Below are 22,759 nucleotides of genomic sequence, written 5' to 3' on the forward strand. Positions count from 1 at the left end.
AAAACTCTCCCTTTATGCTTTCTGTTAGCTGATTTTCTCTCTTAACTTGCATAACTGCTAAACCCGGTCTTAACTGATTAATGTACTCACACATCATGGGAAAATATCATGAGTCACGATCAGAAGAAAAAACCACTGAAAACCCCTGAAGAAAAACGTCGCGAAAAGCATGAGAAAAAGCATCCTCATGAAGAGGATAAAAAGAAATAGATTAGTTATCGTTTCTGTTTTTTATCAATCCGATATATCCGGGTTCATTCTCTGACTGGACGCTATCACCACATCCGAGTAAGATTCCCTTTTTCTTTCAGAGGATGAACTCATGGCTCAGCAGCGCAGTCGTCGTTTACGTAAAAAATTACATCTGGATGAGTTTCAGGAAATTGGCTTTACCGTTAACTGGAATTTCGCTCAGGGTACTGATATCGATACCATTGACGCTTTTATTAATCGCATGATTAAAGAAGTCATCGAGCCCAACGGCCTTGGTTTTGGTGGCAGCGGTTATTTAGATTGGGAAGGTATTATCTGCCTGCAAAAAGTCGGCAGTTGCACCGAGGAGCACCGTACCCTGATTGCTAACTGGCTAACACAAAACGGCATGGAAAATGTCGAAACCAGCGAGTTATACGATATCTGGTGGGAATAATCTTCTCTGTTTGCCATCAGGTAATATTGTCTGGCGATTAATTACGTCGCCAGACTCTTCCTGTTTTAGCCCTTCTCTTTATTCCTGGTCGCTGAAGTTTACTCATTTTTCTATTCTTTCCTGAATCGTTTCGTGCAAATGCCATTATTATGATAAATATCAATTTTTATCGTGGCTAATTCCTCTGTTTCGCCGAGCCAGTCACAATTTTAATATCACTTTTCTCTATGATGAGTTTGTCTGTATTTGAAACAGATTGACGATACAAAGATCAAAATGATTAACCGACTAGAGCTATAAGCACCTGTGCAAGGATGGTTATAATGAGTGATATTGCCCTGACAGTCAGCCTGTTAGCGCTGGTTGCCGTACTCGGTTTATGGATTGGCAACTGGAAAATTCGTGGCGTTGGGTTAGGCATTGGTGGTGTATTATTTGGCGGTATCATCGTAGGTCACTTTGCCCATGCTTACCATATTGAACTTGACGAAAGCATGTTGCATTTCGTACAGGAATTTGGCCTGATTCTGTTTGTTTATACTATTGGTATTCAGGTTGGCCCTGGCTTCTTCGCCTCATTACGACGCTCCGGACTACGCTTAAATGGCTTTGCCTTTTTACTGGTCATCCTCAGTTGTGTAGTGACTGCCGGATTGCATAAACTATTCAATATCCCTCTTCCGATTATCTTAGGTATTTTTTCTGGTGCGGTCACCAATACCCCTTCTCTCGGTGCCGGGCAACAGGTATTAACCGATCTTCATGCCGACGGTGTATTAGTTAACCAAATGGGTATGGCTTATGCGATGGCTTATCCTTTTGGTATTTGCGGCATTCTGCTGGTGATGTGGATTATTCGTTTGGCATTCAAAATCAGCGTTGACCAGTCCGCAAAAGAGTTCGATCGCCAGTCCGGCGCCTCTGCGGATAATCTGCAAACCATTAACGTAGAAGTGTGCAATACCAACCTGAATGGTTTACAGCTGCAAGATATCCCTATTATTAATGGTGATAGCATTATCTGTTCCCGATTAAAACGAGACAATGTATTGATGGTGCCGTCCGCCTCTACTCAAATACAACTGGGAGATTTATTGCATCTGGTCGGCGATCGACAATTACTTAATCAGGCTAAGCTACTTATTGGTAATGAGGTGGATGTTTCTCTGTCCACCCGCACCAGCGATCTAAAAATGGCTCGGGTAGTCGTGACCAGCGAAAAAGTCATGGGTAAAAAAATTGGTGATTTGAATCTGCACCGTTATGACGTAGTAATTACTCGTCTCAACCGGGCAGGCGTTGAACTAATGGCGGGACGCAGCCTTTCATTACATTTTGGTGATATTCTTAATCTGGTTGGTAAACCCTCTTCTATTGATATTGTGGCTGATATCGTCGGTAATGCTCAACAGCGCCTTCAACAAGTACAGATGTTGCCGGTATTTATTGGTATTGGACTTGGTGTATTACTGGGTTCTATTCCGCTGTTTATTCCCGGGTTTCCTGCCGCGTTACGTCTCGGTCTGGCCGGAGGGCCGCTGGTTATCGCGCTGATCCTTGGTCGAATTGGCACCCTGGGAAAAATGCACTGGTTTATGCCGCCCAGCGCCAACCTGGCATTACGCGAACTCGGAATAGTACTATTCTTATCTGTCGTTGGGTTTAAATCCGGTGCCAGCTTTATTAATACCTTGCTCAATGGTGACGGTATTGTCTGGATGGGATATGGTGCGCTTATCACCATAATCCCGCTGCTGATCGTCGGTTTACTGGCCTATACCGTAGCCAAAATGAACTATCTGGTCATTTGTGGGTTACTGGCTGGTTCAATGACCGATCCACCTGCATTGGCTTTTGCTAACGGAATGCACCCTACCAGTGGTGCTGCCGCTCTTGCTTATGCAACAGTGTATCCATTAGCTATGTTTCTCAGAATTATGTCACCACAGATTCTGGCGCTGATGTTCTGGATTTAGATATAACAATCTAAAGGTTACTTATAAACTAAAAGAGCATCCGATTATCGGATGCTCTTTGCTTTTTAAGACGATACACAAACTCATCGCTTTCTATTTGGTTAACTTAGCTTCTTTTGCCAAAAAACGGCTTTTCCCATTTGCGGATCCAGCTCATAACCCGAAAAGCCGAACTTACTGTAACTGTTTTTAGCCACTTGATTACCTTCGAGTACTTCCAGTGTCATCTTGCAACAGCCTTTCTCTCGGGCGACCTGTTCAACTTTAGCCATCATTTTCTGACTAAGCCCCAAACCTCTAAATGATGAGCTAACCACCACGTCGTGGATATTCACCAAAGGTTTGGCTGCAAAAGTTGAAAAACCCAGAAAACAGTTAATCAAACCTGCCGGCTTATTGTCGACATAAGCCAAAATGGTAAAGGCATGAGGTAGCTTTGCCAATTCCCCCAGTAAATTCGCCTTTACAGATGGTTCTAACGCTTCGCCACCGCCCATAGGGTCTTGAGCATAACCATCCAATAGCATCAGCAGATCTTCACCCTGTGCAGAATTCTGGTAGTCCGCAATAACAATATCAACATTCATAACTAAAAACGGATCCTGATGTTAACTTAACCATCAAACAACCTTATTCTGCATCAGCTGGTTTTTTGCGAATAAACTTGTTTAGCAAATTACTTAAATCTTCTGGTGGAGCCGGACTCAAGCATTCATCTAAAGAAACGCCTAATTCCTTCCCCTCTTTTTTCTTTTCTTCCGTCGTCAGCTTTTCATCATCTTCGTCTTCATCGTCATCTTCTTCCACCACAACAGTCGGTTTCTTTTCTACCGTATCTTTAGCTTCTGCTTTTGGTGTTTCAGACTTTTTTACCTCTTCCAACGCCTCCGCTTCGCCCGCTTTCTTTTCTATCGATGATGTTTCAGCTTGATTGGTATACATGACTTTGGCATAAGGCATATCAAATTCTGCTGCATCTTGCTGAGAATCATGACTATCAAAGAAAATATGCGGTTTGAATGCTTTGAGGAAACGAGACTTTTGTAAACCACCCAGGAAGAAAATATCATTGATATAGATACCCCAATGCTTCAGTGTATCAATCATGGTCATTTCAGCCGGATCGCTGGAACTGTTTTGAGAGGTAATCAATGCAACCCGAAGTGGTGAGTGATCTAAACTTTCAGAGATACGCTCTTGTACCTTAGATAATTTAATCAGTAAGTTGGCATGAGGCCCCGGGTTAATCGATGTTTCAGTCTGATCGCCGGTAATGGCGTTAAAAATCCCTGCGTCACCATCAAAAGCAAATCTGAGCTGAGGCAATGTGCTCTGAGCAAGCGTCTTCTTCGGTGCATACACCAAAGCAGTAGCACACTGATTATTATCCATTACCCGTTTCGCTTCTTGCGTATCGGTTGTCAGGAACAAATCAATATAATATGCGTCAAGATAATCGCTAATTGATTCACCAGAAGTAAACGCTGAACGGGAAATGTTTAAACCGCGTTTTTTGATCTCTTTTAATACCCGGTAACCAACTTCAGGCGCATTGCGAGAAACCACGACGATTTCAACTACCGGCCCGTCATCATTGGCCTTCTTGTGCTCATTTAAGGCCAGTATTGATTTTACCAACGGCATGCCGGCACCATCATCCAGCGGTTTGTCTTCATTTCCCCGCAGATAACGCCGGAACTCTTTCATTGCTGAATCAGGATCTTGCTGCAGCTTTTCCTGGTACATATCGTTGTCGGCTGATAAATCAAATAGCGCTGTAGCTGAGATACCTATCACCAACGTTTTAGATAGATCGATTGCCATAATGTTTTTTTATTTCCCTTTAATATTGTAGATGCCCAACCATCCATAGCATTGATTTCAGACATATGGCTTCTTTTAGGTAAACTCACTAACTCTCTTGTTAGTCATTTTTAGCGCTTGATGTCTGTGTTTGCTATGTCTGTAATCAGCTGTCAATTTAACGTTTGTACCACCGAAATCAAATTTATTTTCGTTAAAAACAACACGACTGAAACTCAGTATTCATTATTTCTCATTTTTGTTCCAGTCAGGTTGATAAATGTATTTCATTTTCCCCTCTTTGTTACGCTATAGCAGGATTGTTCCCCTTTGATAAATATTGATTACAGCGACAACTTTCAGCGAGGTTTTCCCTGATTTTTCTCACTGTTGTTAAACGTGTCCTGTAAGCGTGTTTAGAGGCGGGGGATTTTTCAGCCCGGTGCATTTTTGACGTGGTATGATTGTGAAGAGATTTAGCGGAAATCACTGATATGACAATGTTGCTGGCTCTGTTAGCCAAAATGCTTATTGGAGCACTGTTGGGGCTGATTATTAGTACCACTGGTGTTGGTGGCGGAGTTCTTATTCTTCCGGTATTAATCTGGTTGTTTGGTATGGATACCTTAACTGCGGTTGCAACGGCAAATTTGATGTCGATGTTAATGAAAATATCTTCAACCGGAGTTCACTTCCGCTTGGGTAATATCCCACTCAAACGCTCATTGATCATTCTTTCTATTATGTTACCCAGTACACTGATTGCCAGCTATGGAATTACGCTGTTAGCCAGCATTGATGCCTGGCATCAATATGTTCAGTTAAGTATCAATATATTAATTGTTCTGGCTATCGCTTTGTCGCTCTTTATCTTTTGCAGCCAACTATTTCACTCTACCACGTTGATTGATGATGAACTTACGAAAACATCAATACCAATCTCCCGCTTTATTTTGCCAGGAATCGCAGCAGGCATGACCATTGGAGCAACGGGTGTCGGTGGTGGAGTTGTGATGCTACCCATTTTAACTAAATATGCCGGAATGAATATCAAACAAGCAATAGGAACCTCAGTATTTGTGACCATGCTGCTGTCTGGTGCTTCTGCCCTGGCATATGGTCAGGGTGGATATACCGACCTCCATCTGGCAGTGATACTCAGCCTGGGCTCAATACTTTCAATCCCCTTAGCTAAATTCTTGCTTAAAAACATTTCGGAACGAACCTTTCAGCTAATCACTTTTGCCTTTATTCTTTGCAGCGCGATGACCATGCTTTATCGCTTGTCGTCATCAGTCTAACCCGCTCTTACCTTGTTTGAGTCAAGGCTAACGATTCAACTTAATAGTATTACTGCTTGATTGTCTCGTATTTCATATATTGACGAACTGAGGTCAAAGCGATTTTTAGCTCGTAACTTATTCTTTCAGGCGTATAGCCATCCTCTGACATACGTTTTATTTGTCTCAGGATATTCTCTTCATAGCCCTTATAGATATAGCTGGTCTGAAATGTTGTTTTGCAAGATTTACAGTAAAATCTTGGATAGCCATTTTGCGCTGTTCCATGCCGATTCACAGCTGTTGAATCGCCACAGTAATGACAAATTGGTTTATTAGCTTTCATTTTTCTCTCCCAATAAGAGCGTGTATTAAAGTTTCAACAGGCTTATTCACTTCCAAGTAATAGAGATAGGATTCAGACATTTTTGAATTGATTGTTTTTAACAGAAACAATTATTTTTTGCGGCACAACATATAGTCATGCTTACGCATTATTATCTAAACCCATTCCATTTAATAATGTATCGGCACATATTTATAATGTAGTTTAATATTAAATTGAAAGTGAAATCAAAATAAATCGTTCTTAACACTCGATCATTTAGAAACAATCGAAATTACCAATTAAACATTATAAAAATTAATATATATCAATAAAATCAATTGATTAATTAAATACAAATATGATTCAAATTAGTTGAAACTTACATTAAATAAGCAATTATTCATTTTTTTAAATATTTATTAATTAAAAATAATCATATTTGAATAATAATTTTGAATTTCTAATAAATATATAAATACAAAACAACAACAAAATAAAAATTCAAATTAAAAATTAAGATTAAAATAAATACTAACAAAATCGGCATAAAAATATATAAGTAAAACCTTATTTATACCAAATTAAAAAAAGATAACTTACGCAAAAAAGTAAGAATTAACTTAAAAAGAATAGGTTGTTAGCTTTTTTTAAAAATATAATGTCTGCTAAAACGGAATCCAAAAATGAACTAACCCATTCTTTAAAAAAATAAAGGCACTCCTCATTGGAGTGCCTTTATCTGACTCTGGTGCTATTCATCAATGAAACAGAGTGACTTACTGTTTCACTACTTTCGAATATGTATTTCTGCGACTTGATTTATCGATTGAATATCAATACAACAATCAAAAAACTGATTAATAACCAAAGCATTAGTAGAAATATGATCGGTTATTGCCGGTGTTGTAAAACTTCCATTCCCGGCTATTGCCATTGGCAACAGCAGTTGATCGGCTAAATACTCTCCTACTACTGCTGTCGACTTCAAATAGGCCTGAGCTTCATCACAAGCCTCCAGTGCTACTTTTGCTGCCGCTTTGCCTTTAGTACCTATTGCACAAAAGAGTTCTGCTAAATGTTCAAATTGCAGTTTTACCAACAGCGCATTACCAGAGCACTTTGCCGATGATGCGTCAATCGAGTTTAATTTTGATTGTTCTGCCTTTAACTGCTGCTTTACGATATTTAACTCCCTGACGGCCACTGAATAAGGTACATCAGCAATCAAAGCTTGTGCGCTGATATCAACCAGTTTACCTCGCTGGGGGATATGCAGTGCCTGCCACTGCTTAACAGGATAAACCGTAACCTCTACTTCACCACCACCTGCAGGATAAAAACCATAACGATGCAGCGCTAAACTCGCTTTAGCACCCATTTTGGCCATTAGTGGTAGCCAAACCTGTTGTAAAAAGCTGATAGACGGCGCCATTGGATTATGCGTACCACCGCTCAATCTCACCCGACTTTCACCATTAGCTGACCATAAAGCCGGTAACAGCGTCTGTAATACCAATGCACAACTGCCTGCGCCCCCTAAATCAAACTGATAGTCTCCTGACTTAATTTGACCAGGAATGAAGGTCAACTCGGTTGAGTTTAATGTTGCCCCACTCACCTGAGCAGCACAGATCTGCTGTGCTGCCAGAATCGCAGTTAAATGTTGGCGCATGATGCCGGGCTTACTCCGCCCGGCTCGTATATGGGTAAAACGTACCGCTTTACCCGTGATCATAGACAGCGATAATCCGCTGCGGAGAATTTGCCCTCCGCCTTCGCCTTTTGATCCATCGATTTCAATCCATTGCACTTCACGTTCCTTCTAAATCTTATACCTTAAGCGTCAGGTAATTATCCTTTAACACAAACCACCTGTTTTAAAGTATGAACAATCTCTACCAGTTCTGACTGCGCGGTCATCACTGCATCGATATCTTTATAAGCCATTGGTATCTCATCAATAACGTCCGAATCTTTACGGCATTCAACACCTGCCGTCGCTTTGATCTGGTCCTCTATTGAGAAGCGGCGCTTAGCTTCGGTACGGCTCATGGTTCGACCGGCTCCGTGACTACAGGAGCAAAATGCATCCGGGTTACCTTTTCCTCGCACAATAAAAGATCGAGCTCCCATGGATCCAGGAATAATCCCTAGTTCACCCGCTTGAGCGCTCACCGCACCTTTACGCGTAACCAATACCTCCTGACCAAAATGCTGCTCTTTCTGTACATAGTTATGGTGACAGTTCACCGCTTGCATCTCTAAAGTAAAGGGCTTAGTGATAACACTACGCACTGCTGAAATCACATTATTCATCATAGTTTCACGATTTAGTCGGGCGTAACGCTGTGCCCAATCAACAGCAAAAACATAATCGTTATAATGTTCGCTACCTTCGACCAAATAGGCTAAATCCTGATGCGGTAAGTTGATAAAGTGTCGTTGCATATCCTTCTTAGCCAGTTCAATAAACAGGCTTCCGATGGCATTGCCGATACCGCGAGAACCAGAGTGCAACATAAACCACACAGCCTGATTCTCATCCAGACAAACCTCAATAAAGTGGTTACCGGTTCCCAACGTTCCTAAATGAACCCGATTGTTGGTATTTTTCAACTTAGGGTACTTATCAATAATTTGCTTAAAGTCAGGGTCTAACTGCAACCAGGCACGGTTTACCACGTCAGGTACATCATTCCAGGCACCTTTATCTCGCTTGGATCGATTAACTTCTCGCCCATGTGGTACCGCTCGCTCTATAGCATCTCGCACCGCAGATAAGTTATCCGGCAAATCACTGGCGTGCAGCGATGTTCTCACCGCAATCATTCCACAACCGATATCCACCCCTACCGCGGCCGGAATAATCGCCCCTACGGTAGGAATAACAGAGCCGATGGTTGAACCTTTACCCAAATGTACGTCCGGCATCACTGCAATATGTTTAAAAATAAACGGCATTTTGGCCGTGTTTTCTAACTGACGCTTGGCTTCGTCTTCAACCGGCACTCCCTGAGTCCACATTTTTACCGGACGGCCATTTTCAACGTTCATTACCTGAATTGAAGGTTTCATTATTTATCCTTTATTCTCTTCCATTTCGTTGTTTGTCTTGTTATTTCAACAAACAGTCTTTATTAAGGTCGGGCGACAAGTTTTGGTGAAACATTCACAATGCTCTATCCAACTGAGCTACGGAACCTGGTTAGATTCCGGCGGGAGTTGAACCCGCGACCTTTGTACTTGGATGTAGTTCCACCGGCATTCGCCCTGTATTTAGCTGCGGTAACAAATATTGTGCGAAACACTCGCTCTACCTGTTGAGCTATTACTGATGACTCAGTAACCCGGACTCGAACCGGGAACACTGTAGTTTCACCTGCATTTACCGCTGATTGGTAAAGCAAACCGATAACAACCAGTGATGCAGAGATATCTCCTTGCGGAGGCCGGGTTCGAACCGGCTAAACCATGTAATCCCTGCGGGCATTTGTTACCTGTTTGCGTTGTTCTGTAATTATTCCAACTATTACTTAAACTATTTAATCTGACTCTGGCCCTGAAAAAGCGGAGGACAAAAGTGATGAAACGTATTGGATGCAAGCATCCGGTGCTCTGCCTCTGAGCTACGATTCCATTGTGGCGGAACCGACGGGATTCGAACCCGTGACCTCCTCATTAGTGATGATGTAGTTCCATCGGCATTCCTCCTTTATCAGGAGTGGCATAACATTATGATGATCGGGAAGATAAATTCCTTTTCATCCTGCTCTATTCTGTTATGCCACAATGCTCAGTTATTGTGACAATGTCACTTTATTAATTTCACCTAACCAGTGTTCGGATTGCATTTGTCCTTGGGAAAATGCGCTAATCATCTGAAATACCGTGTCAGAAAAACCGCCAATATTCAGAATGTCTTCTCGCTCCTTTGCCTGAGTGGTTGCGTAGGGTTGAATATCCAGACAAATCAGTTTGGCCGACGGATTAAAACGCTTAAACATTTCCCACTGACGCATAGTTTCCGTTGCACCACTTCTCTTGCTATCGATGCTTCCCCAGGATTCATTATCCGAAACCAATAGCACCAAATCTGCACGAATACCTTTGGCATTTAGCCATTTCAACGGGGCACTACAATCCGTTCCACCACCGCAGGCGCCTGCCAGTTTGGCTGCATTAGTCAGTACCGTATCTCTTGGGTTCAAGGCTACCCGATTACTTTCTACCACTTGATACTCAAAGGGTACAATTAATGTATCGCGCTGTTTACGCAGATACGTGGCGGCAATTAATGCCGCAATATCAACGCAGCGGGTTACGGTTGTTGCCCCGGGGCGATAACCGGTTGCCGGAGAGTGCATAGAACCAGATACATCCGGACACACCACCATCTTTCCTGTTACAGGTAAGACGTTTTCTAATGCAATTTCCAGTGCATCCTGCAATGCTTCACGTACCATCAGAGGTATCTCTTTACTGGCCGACTGATATGCCGTCATGAGCTGATAAGGAAACACTTTTGCCTGCATTATGTTTTTTCTGTCACTTAACTTATCAGCAATAATTTTTGCCATGCCCGGTAACTCAAATACGCCGTGACGGGCAAAAGTATTCAGATTCATTCTCACCATCTGCCAGCCGCCCTGCTTTGCTATCTCTGCCCAGTCAGCGGGAGTTAAATTCAATGACGTCAACATCTGAAATGGTACTGCCGGTAATCCACCTTCATCACAATTCCCCTGACGTTTATATTGCTCAAACGCGCGAGTAATTGGCGGTAACGCGTTTTCATCGTAAGGTTTGCCAATTAACCAGGCAAAAAAGGCTTCTCTCCAGCTTTCTTGTGGTTTTGGGTGTACCATTTTTACCACATCCGCCAACGAAGGATTGTTACCTACTGCGGCTGATAACAGTGCTCGTTCACTGGCATTATTTAACCAATCCTGAACTAATTTTTTAGGACGTGATCCCAGAGATTTACGTCCAACGGTATCGCTACGTAATATCTGCACAAAGTTACGCAGCATTTTGCCGTTATCGACTACCAGTGGAAATGCCATTGGTAAATACTCTTTTCCTTTAACGGACAGTATTGCTAACAGTAGTGCCGGCATATCTTTCATATAACCATATTGGCGGCAATACACAGCAATCTTTGCCAGCATCAACGGATCAACCTGAGAGCACAACGCCATTACGGTGTCTAACTGCGTTTCTGCTGAAGCATAATAAGTGCCATTTAAACAACCTGTTGCAGCGTACTGAGCTAATGCATGTTCTGCATTAAAACGATATGCCGTTCCACCAGCTTCATTCTTATCATTAGCTTTTGGTAACCAACGACCTTTTAGTGATTTAAACAATTGGGCATTCGCCATTCTCATTCTCCTTTGAGACAAATTTAATCTGGTGGGCAGAACACCATCTTCTTTGTTATCACAATCAATCTTTGATTATCTGTTCTAACGTTCTGCCCTTCATGCCAGATATATAGCTATAAGCGTGCCAATTTTTAAATTTTATGAAAAAATATTTTTAATTTATTGAAATTAAATGGAATTAAATTTTAATTTAATTTTGAGAGGTTAAATACCAGAAAACAAATTGAGGATTAACTTATCTATAAAGATAAGCTTTTATAAAATTTAATAATTAATGGCAATGTAATCTGTGACTACATTGCCATTCTGTACTCGAGTTTGAATGATGGCAGGATAGGTCTATTTTAACTGCTGAATTGCCTGCCAAACTTCGCTCAACGTATTAACCTGTATATCGGCTAATCCAAACCGTTTATCCTGACGCGCTTCTGGCGCAGGCATAACTATCACTTTCATCTGGGCAGCTTTAGCCGCCACCATACCGTTAACGGCATCTTCAATTACAATACACTCTTCCGGATTAACGCAGAGTATTTCTGCTGCGCGTAAAAATACGGCTGGATGAGGTTTACCGTTGATCATTCCTTCGGCAGAAATTTGGTGAGAGAAGTAATGGCTGATATTTAAGGCATCCAATACGCGGGCAATTTGCTTTTGAGGTGAAGAAGAGGCAACTACCATCGGTAAACCATGTCCCTGAATAGTTTCCAGTAGCTCAACAACACCTGGCATAGGCTGAGGGTGAGTTTGAATCCGGCGACCAACTTCTGTAACGATTTCTTCAACGCGAAGAGGTACGTCTTGTAACGGAAGTGAATAACGTTGGTGATGCTCTGTCAGTAATTTGTCGATACGGATACCGGCACTATCTTTAAAATCCTCATCACTTAAATGTACATTGTAACGTTGCAAATAAATTTCTTGTTCAACTTTGACCCAAACAGGTTCTGAATCTACCAGTACACCATCCATATCAAAGATAATAGCCGTCGTCATACCCTCGCTCTCCCGCTCTGATGATATTAATACCCGCCTGTCGGTAACGTTGAAACGTCTCCTCGGGCAATAATGCATCGGTAATAATACAGCTCATCGAGAGTAACGTCGCCACACTGTGAGGTTTTATCTGATCAAATTTGCTGTGGTCCGCCAGTAATACCACCTGCCGCGCCCGCTGGATCAGCATTTTCTTTACCCCAACCTCAAAAACCGTGGAATTGGTTATTCCACTCTCCAGAGATAATGCATCACAAGACATAAAAGTTTTATCCGCTGAAAATAACTTCAGCATATCAACAGCCAGGCTTTCACCTACAGAAAAGTATCCGGAGCGAATCATGCCGCCAACGATATAGCTCTCCAGTTGGTTATAACACCCCAGTTGATTGGCTATTTTTACATCGGTGGTAATGACTTTGGCGGAGATGTCTGACAGCCGTTTTGCCAGTTCCAGGCAGGTTGAACCTGAATCCAGCAGAATGCAGTCATCCGGCTTTATCATGTTACGGGCAACCTGAGCAATATCCTGCTTCGCCACCCGTTGAATACTTTGTTTAACGTCAAAAATGTACTCTTGATCGACAGTGGTTTTGTCAAACACAATCCCCCCGTGGCAGCGAACCATTCCCGGATAGCCATCTACAATAATCTGAAAGTCCCGTCTGACAGATGCTTCAGCATAACCGAATAGTTCAACAGCCTGACGCGTCTCTATCTTTTTATGTTGCCACAGATAGTGCAAGATATTGCGCATTCGATCAGAACGTTTATCGCTCATACCCCACCTCCCGAAAAGTATCGACGTTTGTTACATAATCCTCTGAAGCAAATAGCGCCCGCCCCAGTACCAAATGTCGTGCTCCGGCGGTATATAGTTTGCGGGCTGCGGCAAAGGTAATACCGCCATCTGCCCAAATTTCCATGGACTTAAACAACGATGTGGCCTGCACAACTTTATCTATCAAAAGAGGATTAAAACGTTGTCCCATACCGTCAGGTTCACTGGTCATAATCATTATGCTATCCGCCAGTGAAGCCAGATAAGAATAAGGCTCCAGCGGCGTTGCCGGATTGAAAGCCAGTCCCACTTTACTGCCAACTCCTCTGACTAATGCCAGAATCTCAGCGGGATTTGCCAGTGTTTCAACATGAACAAATATCCAGTCTGGATTAACTGGTTTCAGCCATTCAATCCATGGAAATGGGTCGCTGACCATCAAATGAAACGACAATGGATGATGTGTAGCGCCCGCAACCTGAGTAACCGTTTTTAAACCAAAGGTGATGTTTCGGATAAAACTGGTGTCTTCAATATCTAAATGTATCGACCCTATCGTCGCCACATTCAACCGTTCCAGGGTTCTTCCTAACTCAAGCTGACTGGCAGAAGCTAATGAAGGATGGATAGTGGTTAACATGATCAAATATCCACCGTTGCCGAATGTAATAGCTGATAAAGTTGGTTATCACTCTTAGCCTTTTGTATTTCAGCTATCAACGCAGAATCATCCAGTAAGGAAACAATCGTTTGAATAGTCTTTATATGCTGTTCGGCATCAGTTGCACTGACGCAAATAAGCAGCCAGATAGGATCGCACTCATCATGGCCAAAGCTCACGGGTTGCGACAACGTGGTAAATGCCACGCCGTTACGAAGAGCCCCCTGCTGTGGACGCGCATGGGGTAAGGCGATTCCCGGCGCTATCAGATAATAGGGGCCATATTCCAGCGTATTATCAATAATGCCCTGAATATATTCTGTTTTTACATAGCCAAGTTCAATTAAAGGTGTGGCCGCCAGTGCCACTGCTTCTCGCCATGATTCAACATGGCGAGAAGCCTGCGTAGTTTTGCAATCCTCAATCAGCATCGTTGACTCCTTTAACTATTAGGTTATTGTAATATTCCCCCGAAGGTACTTTTGGCGAAGACTCCGGGGGAATAGCCTGTTGAATGGCTAATTATCAGGGATAAGCATTTTGCTTATCCCTTTCTATTGGCGAATACTGCGAACCTTATCCATAAATCGCGCTACGCGATCGCCATCAACAAAATTTTCAAAGATGCCATCTTTCTTAAAGTGCGTGGCGGTAACGCAACCATCAGCAATCAACAACTGCTCCTCTACGTTTTCCAGACAAACACCGGTATTTGCCAACACGACTGTGTTCGGTACCGTATCTTTTACTAACTTCAATGTGGCCGAGTCGGTTTTACTCCCGGCGGTCAAACCAGAAACACAGAGGGCATCCGGCCGATTGTTAAATACCGTTGATTTGGCAATAGACTGAATATCCCGATGACCTAAATAGACAGCCGCTTCCGGTACGATATTAAACAGAGTTTTCACCTTTTCTGCGCCAATCCGTTGCTGATGTCGAATAGTTTCACCCACATTCGTGTTCCAAACACCGAAGTCACTGGCATAAGCCCCGGTAAATATTTCTCTGATAAACAGTGCATCTACCGCCATGGCCAAATCAAAAGAGGCTACCGGATCCCAGAGCACGTTAACGCCATACGGAACCCGAATTTCTGCCATTAACTGGCCAATAATGCGTGCCATTGCCGCTGAGGTTTCGGGTTTCACCTTGGTTAAGTAAGGCATACTAAATTCATTGGAGAACATCACCGCATCCACACCGCCATTCTGTAATGCGGTCAAATCATCATATGCCCGGTCAATTACCCAGCTCATCCCTTTACTGACGTCAAATCCCGGATCTCCCGGTAGTGCTCGAAAATGACACATGGCTATCACCGCTTTTTCTGTGCCAATAACTGACTTAAGCCAACTCATCGCTGTTACTCCTGTTTAATTAAGACATGAATAAAAATTACTAATTATGCTGACAGTTCTTTAGTTCGTAGCCACAGCACCATTGCACATACCGCCCCCACCGCAATCACAACACCAATGATGCCCATTGCCATTAACTCAACAATCGACCAGCCAAACATGTTCCCTACGGATAATGCACTGATTTGTGCCCCATCCGCGGCAAAGCTAAACCCGCCATTACGGGCCATTTCGGTGAAGTAAGGCGCAAATTGAGTGGCAATAAGCAATACGGTAATCATCACAATGACGCCGCTAATCAAGGTACGAATCAGGTCTCCGCGATGAATCACGGTTGCCATACAAATGAAAAATGGAGCAACGGGGAGATCGGCCAGTGGCAAGACCTGATTACCGGGCAGTACGCTGGCAATCAATAACATAATCGGAATCAACAATAGACCGACGGCAATGGTGGTTGGATGCCCCAGAGTTACGGCAGTATCCAGACCAATATAGACTTCCCGTCCATGAAGGTATTTCTGGAAAAATTTACGCGCGCCGTCTGAAATGGGCATTAATCCTTCTACAATCAAACGGATCATTCTCGGGAACAACACCATAATCGCCGCGACGGTAATCATGAGTGTCATCGTGCCTTTAAAGTTTTCTCCAGCGGATAATCCAAAAATCAACCCCAGTACCACACCGATAATCACCGGGTCACCGACCATACCGAAACGTTTCTGAATCTCAGTCGCATCAATATTTCGGCCTTTAAGGAATGGAATATAGCTATAAAGCTTATCCAATAAGATAAACAGAGGTACCGAACTGGAACCATAGCCTTGAGGAATGGAGATACCGTCTAACCCAACAATGTTTTGTACTCGTTTAGCCGTCAGATCGGCCATTTTCAGTGACAGCGCCGCGTGGCAGATTGCTGCCAGCACGCCATAGATCATATTTCCTGTCATTAACTGTACGACTGAACCAGTGATGGCATAGTGCCAGTAGTTATAAATATCAACGTTCATGGTTTTGGTTAATCGCGTAACCAACATGCCAATATTGAGTAAAAAAATCACCGGAATAATAATGGCACCAATGGCTGTGGCATAACCCACACCAGAGGCTGGCCCTGCCCCCACATCCAATATGTGCAGGTTCAGACCGAAACGTTCAATCATAATTTTTATTGGCGGGCTGAGGCTATCGATAGCCATAACAATCACAAGCCCCATACCAACAAAACCAATACCTACGGTTACCCCTGCCTTCACCGCCTGCAGAACAGGAATTCTGAAAATCAAACCAATCAAAATCATAACCATCGGTACGAAAACAGTTCCGCCAAGAGACAAAATGTAATCAAACATAACGCCTCCCGCCTTATTGGCTTAACAGTGCTTTGACTTTTTCTTTAAGCGCATCATCATTAATACCGATTAATAACGGTGCCCCGTTCAACGTGGGAATGCCGTAATCTTTATCCACTTTCATGGATGTCACGATCAGATCCATTCCGCTACAGTTATAAGGGATCTCATTCAGACAGCATTGAGATGTACTCACCGGGATCCCTTGCGCACTTAAGTATTCCTGTAGGCGCTGTGCAATCATGGTTGAGGTGGACATGCCTGTTCCACAGGCTACCAGTATCTTCTTCATCTTGTTGTACCTCATCATAGGAGAGAGTTGTCAGGTGCCTGAGCCTGACGGGAGGTAACAGGAAACTGTTGCCCCTTAACCCTGGCTATGGCGGTTAATAATCGAATACAGTCACTCAGGTCACGTACGCTGGCGACTTCACTGGGAGAATGGGTATAGCGACAAGGAATAGACAGGCTGGCACAAGGAATGCCATCTTGCTCCATTTGGATATAGCCGGTTTCAGTAATCACGCCCGGAGCCACTTCTCGTTGTACCGGGATTTGATGCTCTGCCGCCGTTTTTTCCAGAAAAGCGATCAGTTTAGGTGGGGTAATAAGGCCGGCTAACGTGCCGCGCCCATGGTAATTCAGGCAGGTAATTCCCGGGCCTTTATTGATAACGACATCCGAGTAATCAGATAAATCAGGGGTATCACAAGATGGTGTAATATCAATGCCAATGGCCATATCAGGATTTATTCGCCGCAATACGGGCAAAATCCCCCGGATATTAAACTCTTCCTGAACCGAAGCCACCAGATAAAGGGCAATATCCAGATCCATCGATTCTACTGCTGCGGCAACGCCCAACAAAGCAGTACACCCTAATCGATCGTCCAGTGCTTTACTGCAAACCAGATCGTTGGCTAAAAGTTGTGGTGGATTATATAAACATACTGGTGTTCCAACTTTAATCCCCATTCGTGCAGCATCCTGTTTATCTGCTGCGCCAATATCAATCCATAAATGCTCAATACCTGGAGCCTGTGTGCGTTCATCACCTTTACTGAAATGATAAGACTTAATGCCAATGCAACCTTGTATCGGGCCGTGTTCACCCTCCAATCTCACGGTTGAACCCGACATCGTGATTTGTGCCGGGCCACCTACTCGTTCAAAACGTAAAAATCCATTCTCTTCAATCTTGCGCACCATGAAACCCACTTCATCCATATGCGCAAAGATCATCAATCTGAAAGCATCAGGTGCCTGGCTGCCGTATTGAGCAACGACATTCCCTAATCGATCCTGCCATACCTGATAAGCACTCTGGCTAAACTGCTGCTGCATAACAGCCGCTATTTTATGTTCATGACCTGAAATTCCATCCAGCGCCAATAAGCTGAGTAAATTTTTTTGCACATCAAACGTCATATATCCGCCCCATTTCGCTATTTAGGAGGCATTAACCCACCTCCATTCAATCAACTACTGAACGTTTATATGCTTCCAATGGCGTTAAAATTGTGACAATCATCACCACTAATGGTGTAAATCCTTGCCAATCGTGAGTTCTGTGATTGATTTCAAAATAAAATAATCAATTAAAGTGATTGTTAGCATTATTCACTCATTAGCTTTGATTGTTTTTCATCTGACAATGGAATTAAATGGCATCGGTAATGAGCTGAAACATGAATTCGACGATTGTAGTAGAAGCATTATCACTATCAGCATATAATGCTTACAATTAGTTTATTTAAAGAAGGAAAATAGCGAATGAAGATCAAACTCACCCTGATAGCTGCTTTAATGAGTATCTCTACCCATGTACTGGCTGAAACGCCAAGCCATAACCATATTGGTTCCGCATCGAAAGAGGAAACATCTGTGACAAAAGAGATTGCTCCAGCCTCTAAAACGCCGGAACTGAAAGAGATCGCCCCTTACCCTGAAGCACAAAAAGGTCAGGTTCGCCACGCTATTTTTCTACCTGCTGTTGAAAATGAAAATAACCTGAAAGTCGAACTGGTGATGGGAAAAGAGATAGAAGTCGACTGTAACCGTCAAATGCTCGGCGGTAAGTTGGAGAACAAAGATCTCGAAGGATGGGGATATAACTACTTTGTTTTAAGTGATGTAAGCGGCCCGGTTTCAACCATGATGGCTTGCCCGGATGGCAAAAAACACAAAGCGCTGGTCACTATTCCTCATGGTGAGTTTCTGCAACGTTATAACAGCAAATTGCCTATCGTAATTTATGCTCCACAGGATATTCAGGTTCGTTACCGCATTTGGTCAACCACGGATGAAACCACCGCGGCAGAAGTTAAATAATCGCTGTTATTGCCAACGTGCTTTCAGATACATCTGAATTCAGATATTCTGTTTGCACGTTACTCCCTGTTTCATTCCCTCCTGTTTAAACTTTTTGATATCACAATATGTTTTTTAGCCTGTCCGACAGAGAATAGTGAACCAGCCGCTATAATCAGATAATGCACATCTTAAACGCTCTGTATTATTCCTTCCTTTTTCAACCTGATATGAACTGCACTTACTTAAATTAATCAGATAGTTAGTCAGAACTGCCCCTGCGTGTTTCTGATTAAACATTCAGATCGATTTAACCTTAGTTTTTAACACCTGATTTACCCTTAGCAAACAAAGCATTAATTATATTTTATCGGGTAATACACCGATTATTTTTACTTCACAATGAAATAGTCATATTCATTGATATACCCCATGCAATAATTTTACAAAGGGAGTATGGTTATCAGATAAATTTGCGACGGGTCGCGATGGCCCGCCATTTTTTTAGCTCTATTTTAGGGTCAGGTTATCCCACGATGAAAACGCATGGAATTAACGGTGTCAGACCGTTCAGTGCACTGATTGATGCCTGTTGGCGCGAATCCTATACACTTCAACGTTTCCTTAAAGACATTATTGCCGGTATTACTGTAGGGATTATTGCAATTCCGCTGGCAATGGCATTGGCGATCGCCAGTGGCGTACCACCACAATATGGTCTGTACACTTCGGCTATTGCCGGTATTGTGATTGCCGTTACCGGTGGATCTCGCTATAGCGTTTCCGGGCCAACCGCCGCTTTTGTCGTTATTCTCTACCCGGTCTCCCAGCAGTTTGGCCTGTCGGGCTTGCTGATTGCCACTCTGATGTCTGGGGTATTTTTAGTAATCATGGGGCTGGCTCGTTTTGGCCGCCTGATTGAATATATTCCAATCTCAGTTACCCTGGGCTTCACTTCTGGTATCGGTATTACCATTGCTACCATGCAGATTAAGGATTTCTTTGGCCTGACGCTGGATGTACCGGAACACTACATCGATAAAGTCGTTGCATTAGCTTCCGCTATGCCAACCATCAGTTGGGCTGATACCCTGATTGCCAGCGTAACCTTAGCAGTACTGGTATTATGGCCGCGTTTAAAATTACGCATTCCCGGACACTTACCGGCATTGCTGGCAGGAACTGCCGTGATGGCCATACTCTCCTGGTTTGGTTATTCAGTTGCTACCATTGGCTCCAAGTTTCATTATCTAATGCCTGATGGCAGCAGCGGCCAAGGTATTCCACCCATTCTTCCCCAGTTTGTGCTGCCCTGGAACATCCCTGATATCAGTGGCAAAACAGTTGAGCTCAGTTGGAATACCATTTCAGCTTTACTACCTGCCGCTTTCTCAATGGCTATGCTGGGAGCAATTGAATCATTGCTCTGTGCCGTGGTACTGGATGGTATGACCGGCAAAAAACATCACTCTAATGGTGAATTAATTGGTCAGGGGTTGGGAAATCTAACCGCACCCTTCTTTGGCGGGATTACCGCTACTGCCGCAATTGCCCGCTCCGCCGCAAACGTTCGGGCAGGCGCCAGCTCCCCTGTCTCTGCCATTGTTCATTCAGTATTGGTGATCATGGCTTTACTGGTTTTAGCTCCGGCACTTTCCTATTTGCCTCTGGCTGCCATGTCATCACTGCTGCTGCTGGTGGCATGGAATATGAGTGAAGCGCATAAAGTTATCGATATTTTACGCCGTGCGCCAAAAGACGACATTATTGTCATGCTGCTTTGTATGAGCCTCACAGTACTGTTTGATATGGTTATCGCCATTACCGTTGGTATCGTTCTGGCCTCATTACTGTTTATGCGCCGCATTGCGCGTATGACACGCTTAACAGAAATGACGACAGAATCAACACCTGACCGTCTGGTTATGCGCGTTAGCGGCCCGTTGTTTTTTGCTGCTGCAGAAAGAATCTTTAATGAACTGGCATTATGTATTGAAAATCAACCAGTAATTATCCTGCAATGGGATGCTGTGCCAGTACTGGATGCCGGTGGTCTTAGTGCATTCCAACGATTTATTGATATTCTGCCGGAAGGTACCGAATTGATTAACTGTGATATTCAGTATCAACCATTAAAAACACTGGCGCGGGCAGGTATTAAACCGATTGCGGGTAAACTGGCGTTCTATGCTTCTATGGAAGAGGCATTAATGGCGAAGTCTGGCGTTCCTGACTAATTGGAAACGTTGGTAATTCATTGTTATAAAGCCCCGCATTAAACGGGGCTTATCATTTTCACTGATAAAGTTTAATAAATTAACTGAATAACTACAGTGAATTGAGTGCTTCATCCAGTTCGGCTTCCGCTTCCTGAAGCTTCTTCTGCTTTTTGCTGATTTTGTCAGACTTACCGGACGCTTTTGCTTCAGCCAGTTCCTGACGACGCTCTTCAACTTTGCGTTCTTTATCCGCAATCTTACTCTCGGCATCAGCAATATAACCTTTATTGCTACAGTGCGCTTTCACATTACTTAATGCCCGTTCCAAACCCGCTAAACGGTTTGGGTTGTTATATTTCTTTGCATATTCTATTTGCTGATTAATTTTCTCCTCTTTTATCGCACAGTAATCTTTACCCGCGTTGGATCCCGCCGCGAAAACGGCTGGAGAAATAATCAGAGGAACAATTAAACAGATTTTCTTAAACATATGCTATCTCCCTGGAAAGCAATTAATTATCCTCAACCCTTTGAGAATTTGGGGATAATAACACGCAAACACACGTTATCAAGCCATTGAAACAATTAGTAGCATTTACTGAAAGATTCTTAACGCAGATTAATAGAAATATAACTCAACATTAGTACACGGGAAAATAAATAATTAATGGGATAAAAATTAATGCGTGTTAAAAAATTAACACCAATAATTTCATATTAAAAAAGGAGAGCCCGGGCTCTCCTTTTCACATCACTATCGTAGAATATTATTTACTGGTATCCAGCTCCGGAAAGCTCTTAACCAGTTCATCAATAGCTTTCATCTGTGCCAGGAACGGTTCCAGTTTATCTAAAGGCAACGCTGAAGGGCCATCACACTTAGCATGTGCAGGATCCGGATGCGCTTCAATAAACAAACCGGCAATACCTACCGCCATACCGGAACGAGCCAGTTCCGCAACCTGCGCGCGACGCCCACCAGATGCTGCACCAAACGGGTCACGGCACTGTAAGGCATGGGTTACATCAAAAATCACCGGATGGCCGCCTGTCGCCTGCTTCATCACATTAAAGCCCAGCATATCCACAACCAGATTATCGTAGCCAAAATTACTGCCGCGATCGCAGAGAATAACCTGATCGTTACCACCTTCTTTAAATTTATCGACGATATTCCCCATTTGTCCGGGGCTAACAAACTGTGGTTTTTTAACGTTGATAACTGCTCCAGTACGCGCCATAGCTTCCACTAAGTCAGTCTGACGAGCAAGGAATGCAGGTAACTGAATGACATCAACCACGTCGGCTACCGGTTGCGCCTGCCAGCTTTCATGTACATCAGTAATGATTTTTACCCCAAACGCCTGTTTCAACTCCTGAAAAATTTTCATCCCCTCTTCCAGACCCGGGCCACGGTAAGAGTGAATAGAAGAACGATTGGCTTTGTCAAAAGAGGCCTTAAAGACATAAGGGATGCCTAACTTTTGTGTAACAGTAACGTAATGCTCACAAATACGCATCGCCAGATCCCGCGACTCCAGCACGTTCATACCGCCAAACAGGACAAATGGCAGGTCGTTAGCTACCTTAATGTCACCAATTTTAACCACTTTCTGACTCATGCTGACTTTTCCTTAATCTCTTGATTAACAG

General features: G+C 43.3%; 21 protein-coding genes. 5 read left to right on the forward strand and 16 right to left on the reverse strand.

Translation table 11 applies throughout. The features are described from left to right. Positions 1-322: 322 nt before the first annotated feature. Together I2494_RS02165 and I2494_RS02170 are read left to right on the forward strand one after the other, a co-directional pair. Positions 323-649 (forward strand): YggL family protein, encoded by a 327-nt coding sequence (locus I2494_RS02165; RefSeq protein WP_218465623.1) that lies wholly within the window; start codon positions 323-325, stop codon positions 647-649. 323 nt (positions 650-972) lie between these two features. Beyond that, entirely contained in the window at positions 973-2,625 is a 1,653-nt protein-coding gene (locus tag I2494_RS02170; protein ID WP_218465622.1) for a putative transporter, read from the forward strand. A 101-nt stretch (positions 2,626-2,726) separates the two neighbouring features. Here the strand turns inward: I2494_RS02170 and I2494_RS02175 are convergent, their stop codons facing one another. Both I2494_RS02175 and I2494_RS02180 read right to left on the reverse strand, forming a co-directional pair. Then, positions 2,727-3,212 carry a GNAT family N-acetyltransferase gene (locus I2494_RS02175; RefSeq protein ID WP_218465621.1) on the reverse strand — a complete coding sequence of 162 codons (486 nt, stop codon included), beginning with the start codon at positions 3,210-3,212 and terminating at the stop codon, positions 2,727-2,729. A 43-nt stretch (positions 3,213-3,255) separates the two neighbouring features. Continuing rightward, positions 3,256-4,449 carry a 5'-nucleotidase gene (locus I2494_RS02180; RefSeq protein WP_218465620.1) on the reverse strand — a complete coding sequence of 398 codons (1,194 nt, stop codon included), beginning with the start codon at positions 4,447-4,449 and terminating at the stop codon, positions 3,256-3,258. A 485-nt stretch (positions 4,450-4,934) separates the two neighbouring features. Here I2494_RS02180 and I2494_RS02185 point away from each other — a divergent pair, with 485 nt between their 5' ends. Continuing rightward, on the forward strand, positions 4,935-5,729 hold the full coding sequence (locus I2494_RS02185) for a sulfite exporter TauE/SafE family protein (RefSeq protein WP_407657850.1): 795 nt from the start codon (positions 4,935-4,937) through the stop codon (positions 5,727-5,729). A 49-nt stretch (positions 5,730-5,778) separates the two neighbouring features. Here the strand turns inward: I2494_RS02185 and I2494_RS02190 are convergent, their stop codons facing one another. The 12 genes from I2494_RS02190 to I2494_RS02245 all read right to left on the reverse strand — a co-directional run bounded on the left by I2494_RS02190 (position 5,779) and on the right by I2494_RS02245 (position 18,005). After that, the gene (locus I2494_RS02190; RefSeq protein WP_218465619.1) at positions 5,779-6,054 is read right to left on the reverse strand and encodes a transposase-like zinc-binding domain-containing protein; all 276 of its coding nucleotides are present in this window, start codon (positions 6,052-6,054) and stop codon (positions 5,779-5,781) included. Between the two features lie 769 nt (positions 6,055-6,823). Continuing rightward, entirely contained in the window at positions 6,824-7,846 is a 1,023-nt protein-coding gene (gene rtcA, locus I2494_RS02195) for an RNA 3'-terminal phosphate cyclase (protein ID WP_218465618.1), read from the reverse strand. 41 nt (positions 7,847-7,887) lie between these two features. Next, entirely contained in the window at positions 7,888-9,111 is a 1,224-nt protein-coding gene (locus I2494_RS02200) for an RtcB family protein (protein ID WP_321206096.1), read from the reverse strand. Positions 9,112-9,833: 722 nt separating this feature from the next. Next, positions 9,834-11,417, reverse strand: coding sequence for a vWA domain-containing protein (locus I2494_RS02205; RefSeq protein WP_218465617.1), 1,584 nt, complete (start codon positions 11,415-11,417; stop codon positions 9,834-9,836). Positions 11,418-11,759: 342 nt separating this feature from the next. Beyond that, positions 11,760-12,416 (reverse strand): hexitol phosphatase HxpB, encoded by a 657-nt coding sequence (gene hxpB / locus I2494_RS02210; RefSeq protein ID WP_218465616.1) that lies wholly within the window; start codon positions 12,414-12,416, stop codon positions 11,760-11,762. Then, complete coding sequence (locus I2494_RS02215; protein WP_218465615.1) at positions 12,394-13,197, reverse strand: DeoR/GlpR family DNA-binding transcription regulator; 804 nt, start codon at positions 13,195-13,197, stop codon at positions 12,394-12,396. Before I2494_RS02215 ends, hxpB begins: the two co-directional genes overlap by 23 nt. Next, positions 13,187-13,837, reverse strand: a complete 651-nt coding sequence (locus tag I2494_RS02220) for a beta/alpha barrel domain-containing protein (protein WP_218465614.1) — start codon at positions 13,835-13,837, stop codon at positions 13,187-13,189. Before I2494_RS02220 ends, I2494_RS02215 begins: the two co-directional genes overlap by 11 nt. A gap of 2 nt (positions 13,838-13,839) precedes the next feature. Further along, positions 13,840-14,286, reverse strand: a complete 447-nt coding sequence (locus I2494_RS02225; protein WP_218466009.1) for a PTS sugar transporter subunit IIA — start codon at positions 14,284-14,286, stop codon at positions 13,840-13,842. A gap of 126 nt (positions 14,287-14,412) precedes the next feature. Continuing rightward, positions 14,413-15,219: a BtpA/SgcQ family protein gene (locus I2494_RS02230; protein WP_218465613.1), complete on the reverse strand. Its 807-nt coding sequence runs from the start codon at positions 15,217-15,219 to the stop codon at positions 14,413-14,415. Positions 15,220-15,263: 44 nt separating this feature from the next. Continuing rightward, complete coding sequence (gene sgcC, locus I2494_RS02235) at positions 15,264-16,577, reverse strand: PTS sugar transporter subunit IIC SgcC (RefSeq protein ID WP_218465612.1); 1,314 nt, start codon at positions 16,575-16,577, stop codon at positions 15,264-15,266. Positions 16,578-16,590: 13 nt separating this feature from the next. Then, complete coding sequence (gene sgcB / locus I2494_RS02240) at positions 16,591-16,869, reverse strand: PTS sugar transporter subunit IIB SgcB (protein WP_218465611.1); 279 nt, start codon at positions 16,867-16,869, stop codon at positions 16,591-16,593. Between the two features lie 14 nt (positions 16,870-16,883). Beyond that, a complete protein-coding gene (locus I2494_RS02245) occupies positions 16,884-18,005 on the reverse strand; it encodes a M42 family metallopeptidase (protein ID WP_218465610.1) in 1,122 nt (373 codons plus the stop codon). 378 nt (positions 18,006-18,383) lie between these two features. Between I2494_RS02245 and eco the strand changes: the two genes are divergently transcribed. Both eco and dauA read left to right on the forward strand, forming a co-directional pair. Next, positions 18,384-18,908, forward strand: a complete 525-nt coding sequence (gene eco, locus I2494_RS02250; protein WP_407657851.1) for a serine protease inhibitor ecotin — start codon at positions 18,384-18,386, stop codon at positions 18,906-18,908. Positions 18,909-19,423: 515 nt separating this feature from the next. Then, a complete protein-coding gene (gene dauA, locus I2494_RS02255; RefSeq protein ID WP_218465608.1) occupies positions 19,424-21,124 on the forward strand; it encodes a C4-dicarboxylic acid transporter DauA in 1,701 nt (566 codons plus the stop codon). A gap of 91 nt (positions 21,125-21,215) precedes the next feature. On the opposite strand, the gene I2494_RS02260 is transcribed toward dauA, so the two are convergent. Beyond that, entirely contained in the window at positions 21,216-21,596 is a 381-nt protein-coding gene (locus I2494_RS02260) for a DUF1090 domain-containing protein (protein WP_218465607.1), read from the reverse strand. Positions 21,597-21,873: 277 nt separating this feature from the next. Continuing rightward, positions 21,874-22,728: a 3-deoxy-8-phosphooctulonate synthase gene (gene kdsA / locus I2494_RS02265; protein ID WP_218465606.1), complete on the reverse strand. Its 855-nt coding sequence runs from the start codon at positions 22,726-22,728 to the stop codon at positions 21,874-21,876. Positions 22,729-22,759: the final 31 nt, after the last annotated feature.

The sequence above is a fragment of the Limnobaculum allomyrinae genome, assembly GCF_016649425.1.
Lineage (GTDB): Bacteria > Pseudomonadota > Gammaproteobacteria > Enterobacterales > Enterobacteriaceae > Limnobaculum > Limnobaculum allomyrinae.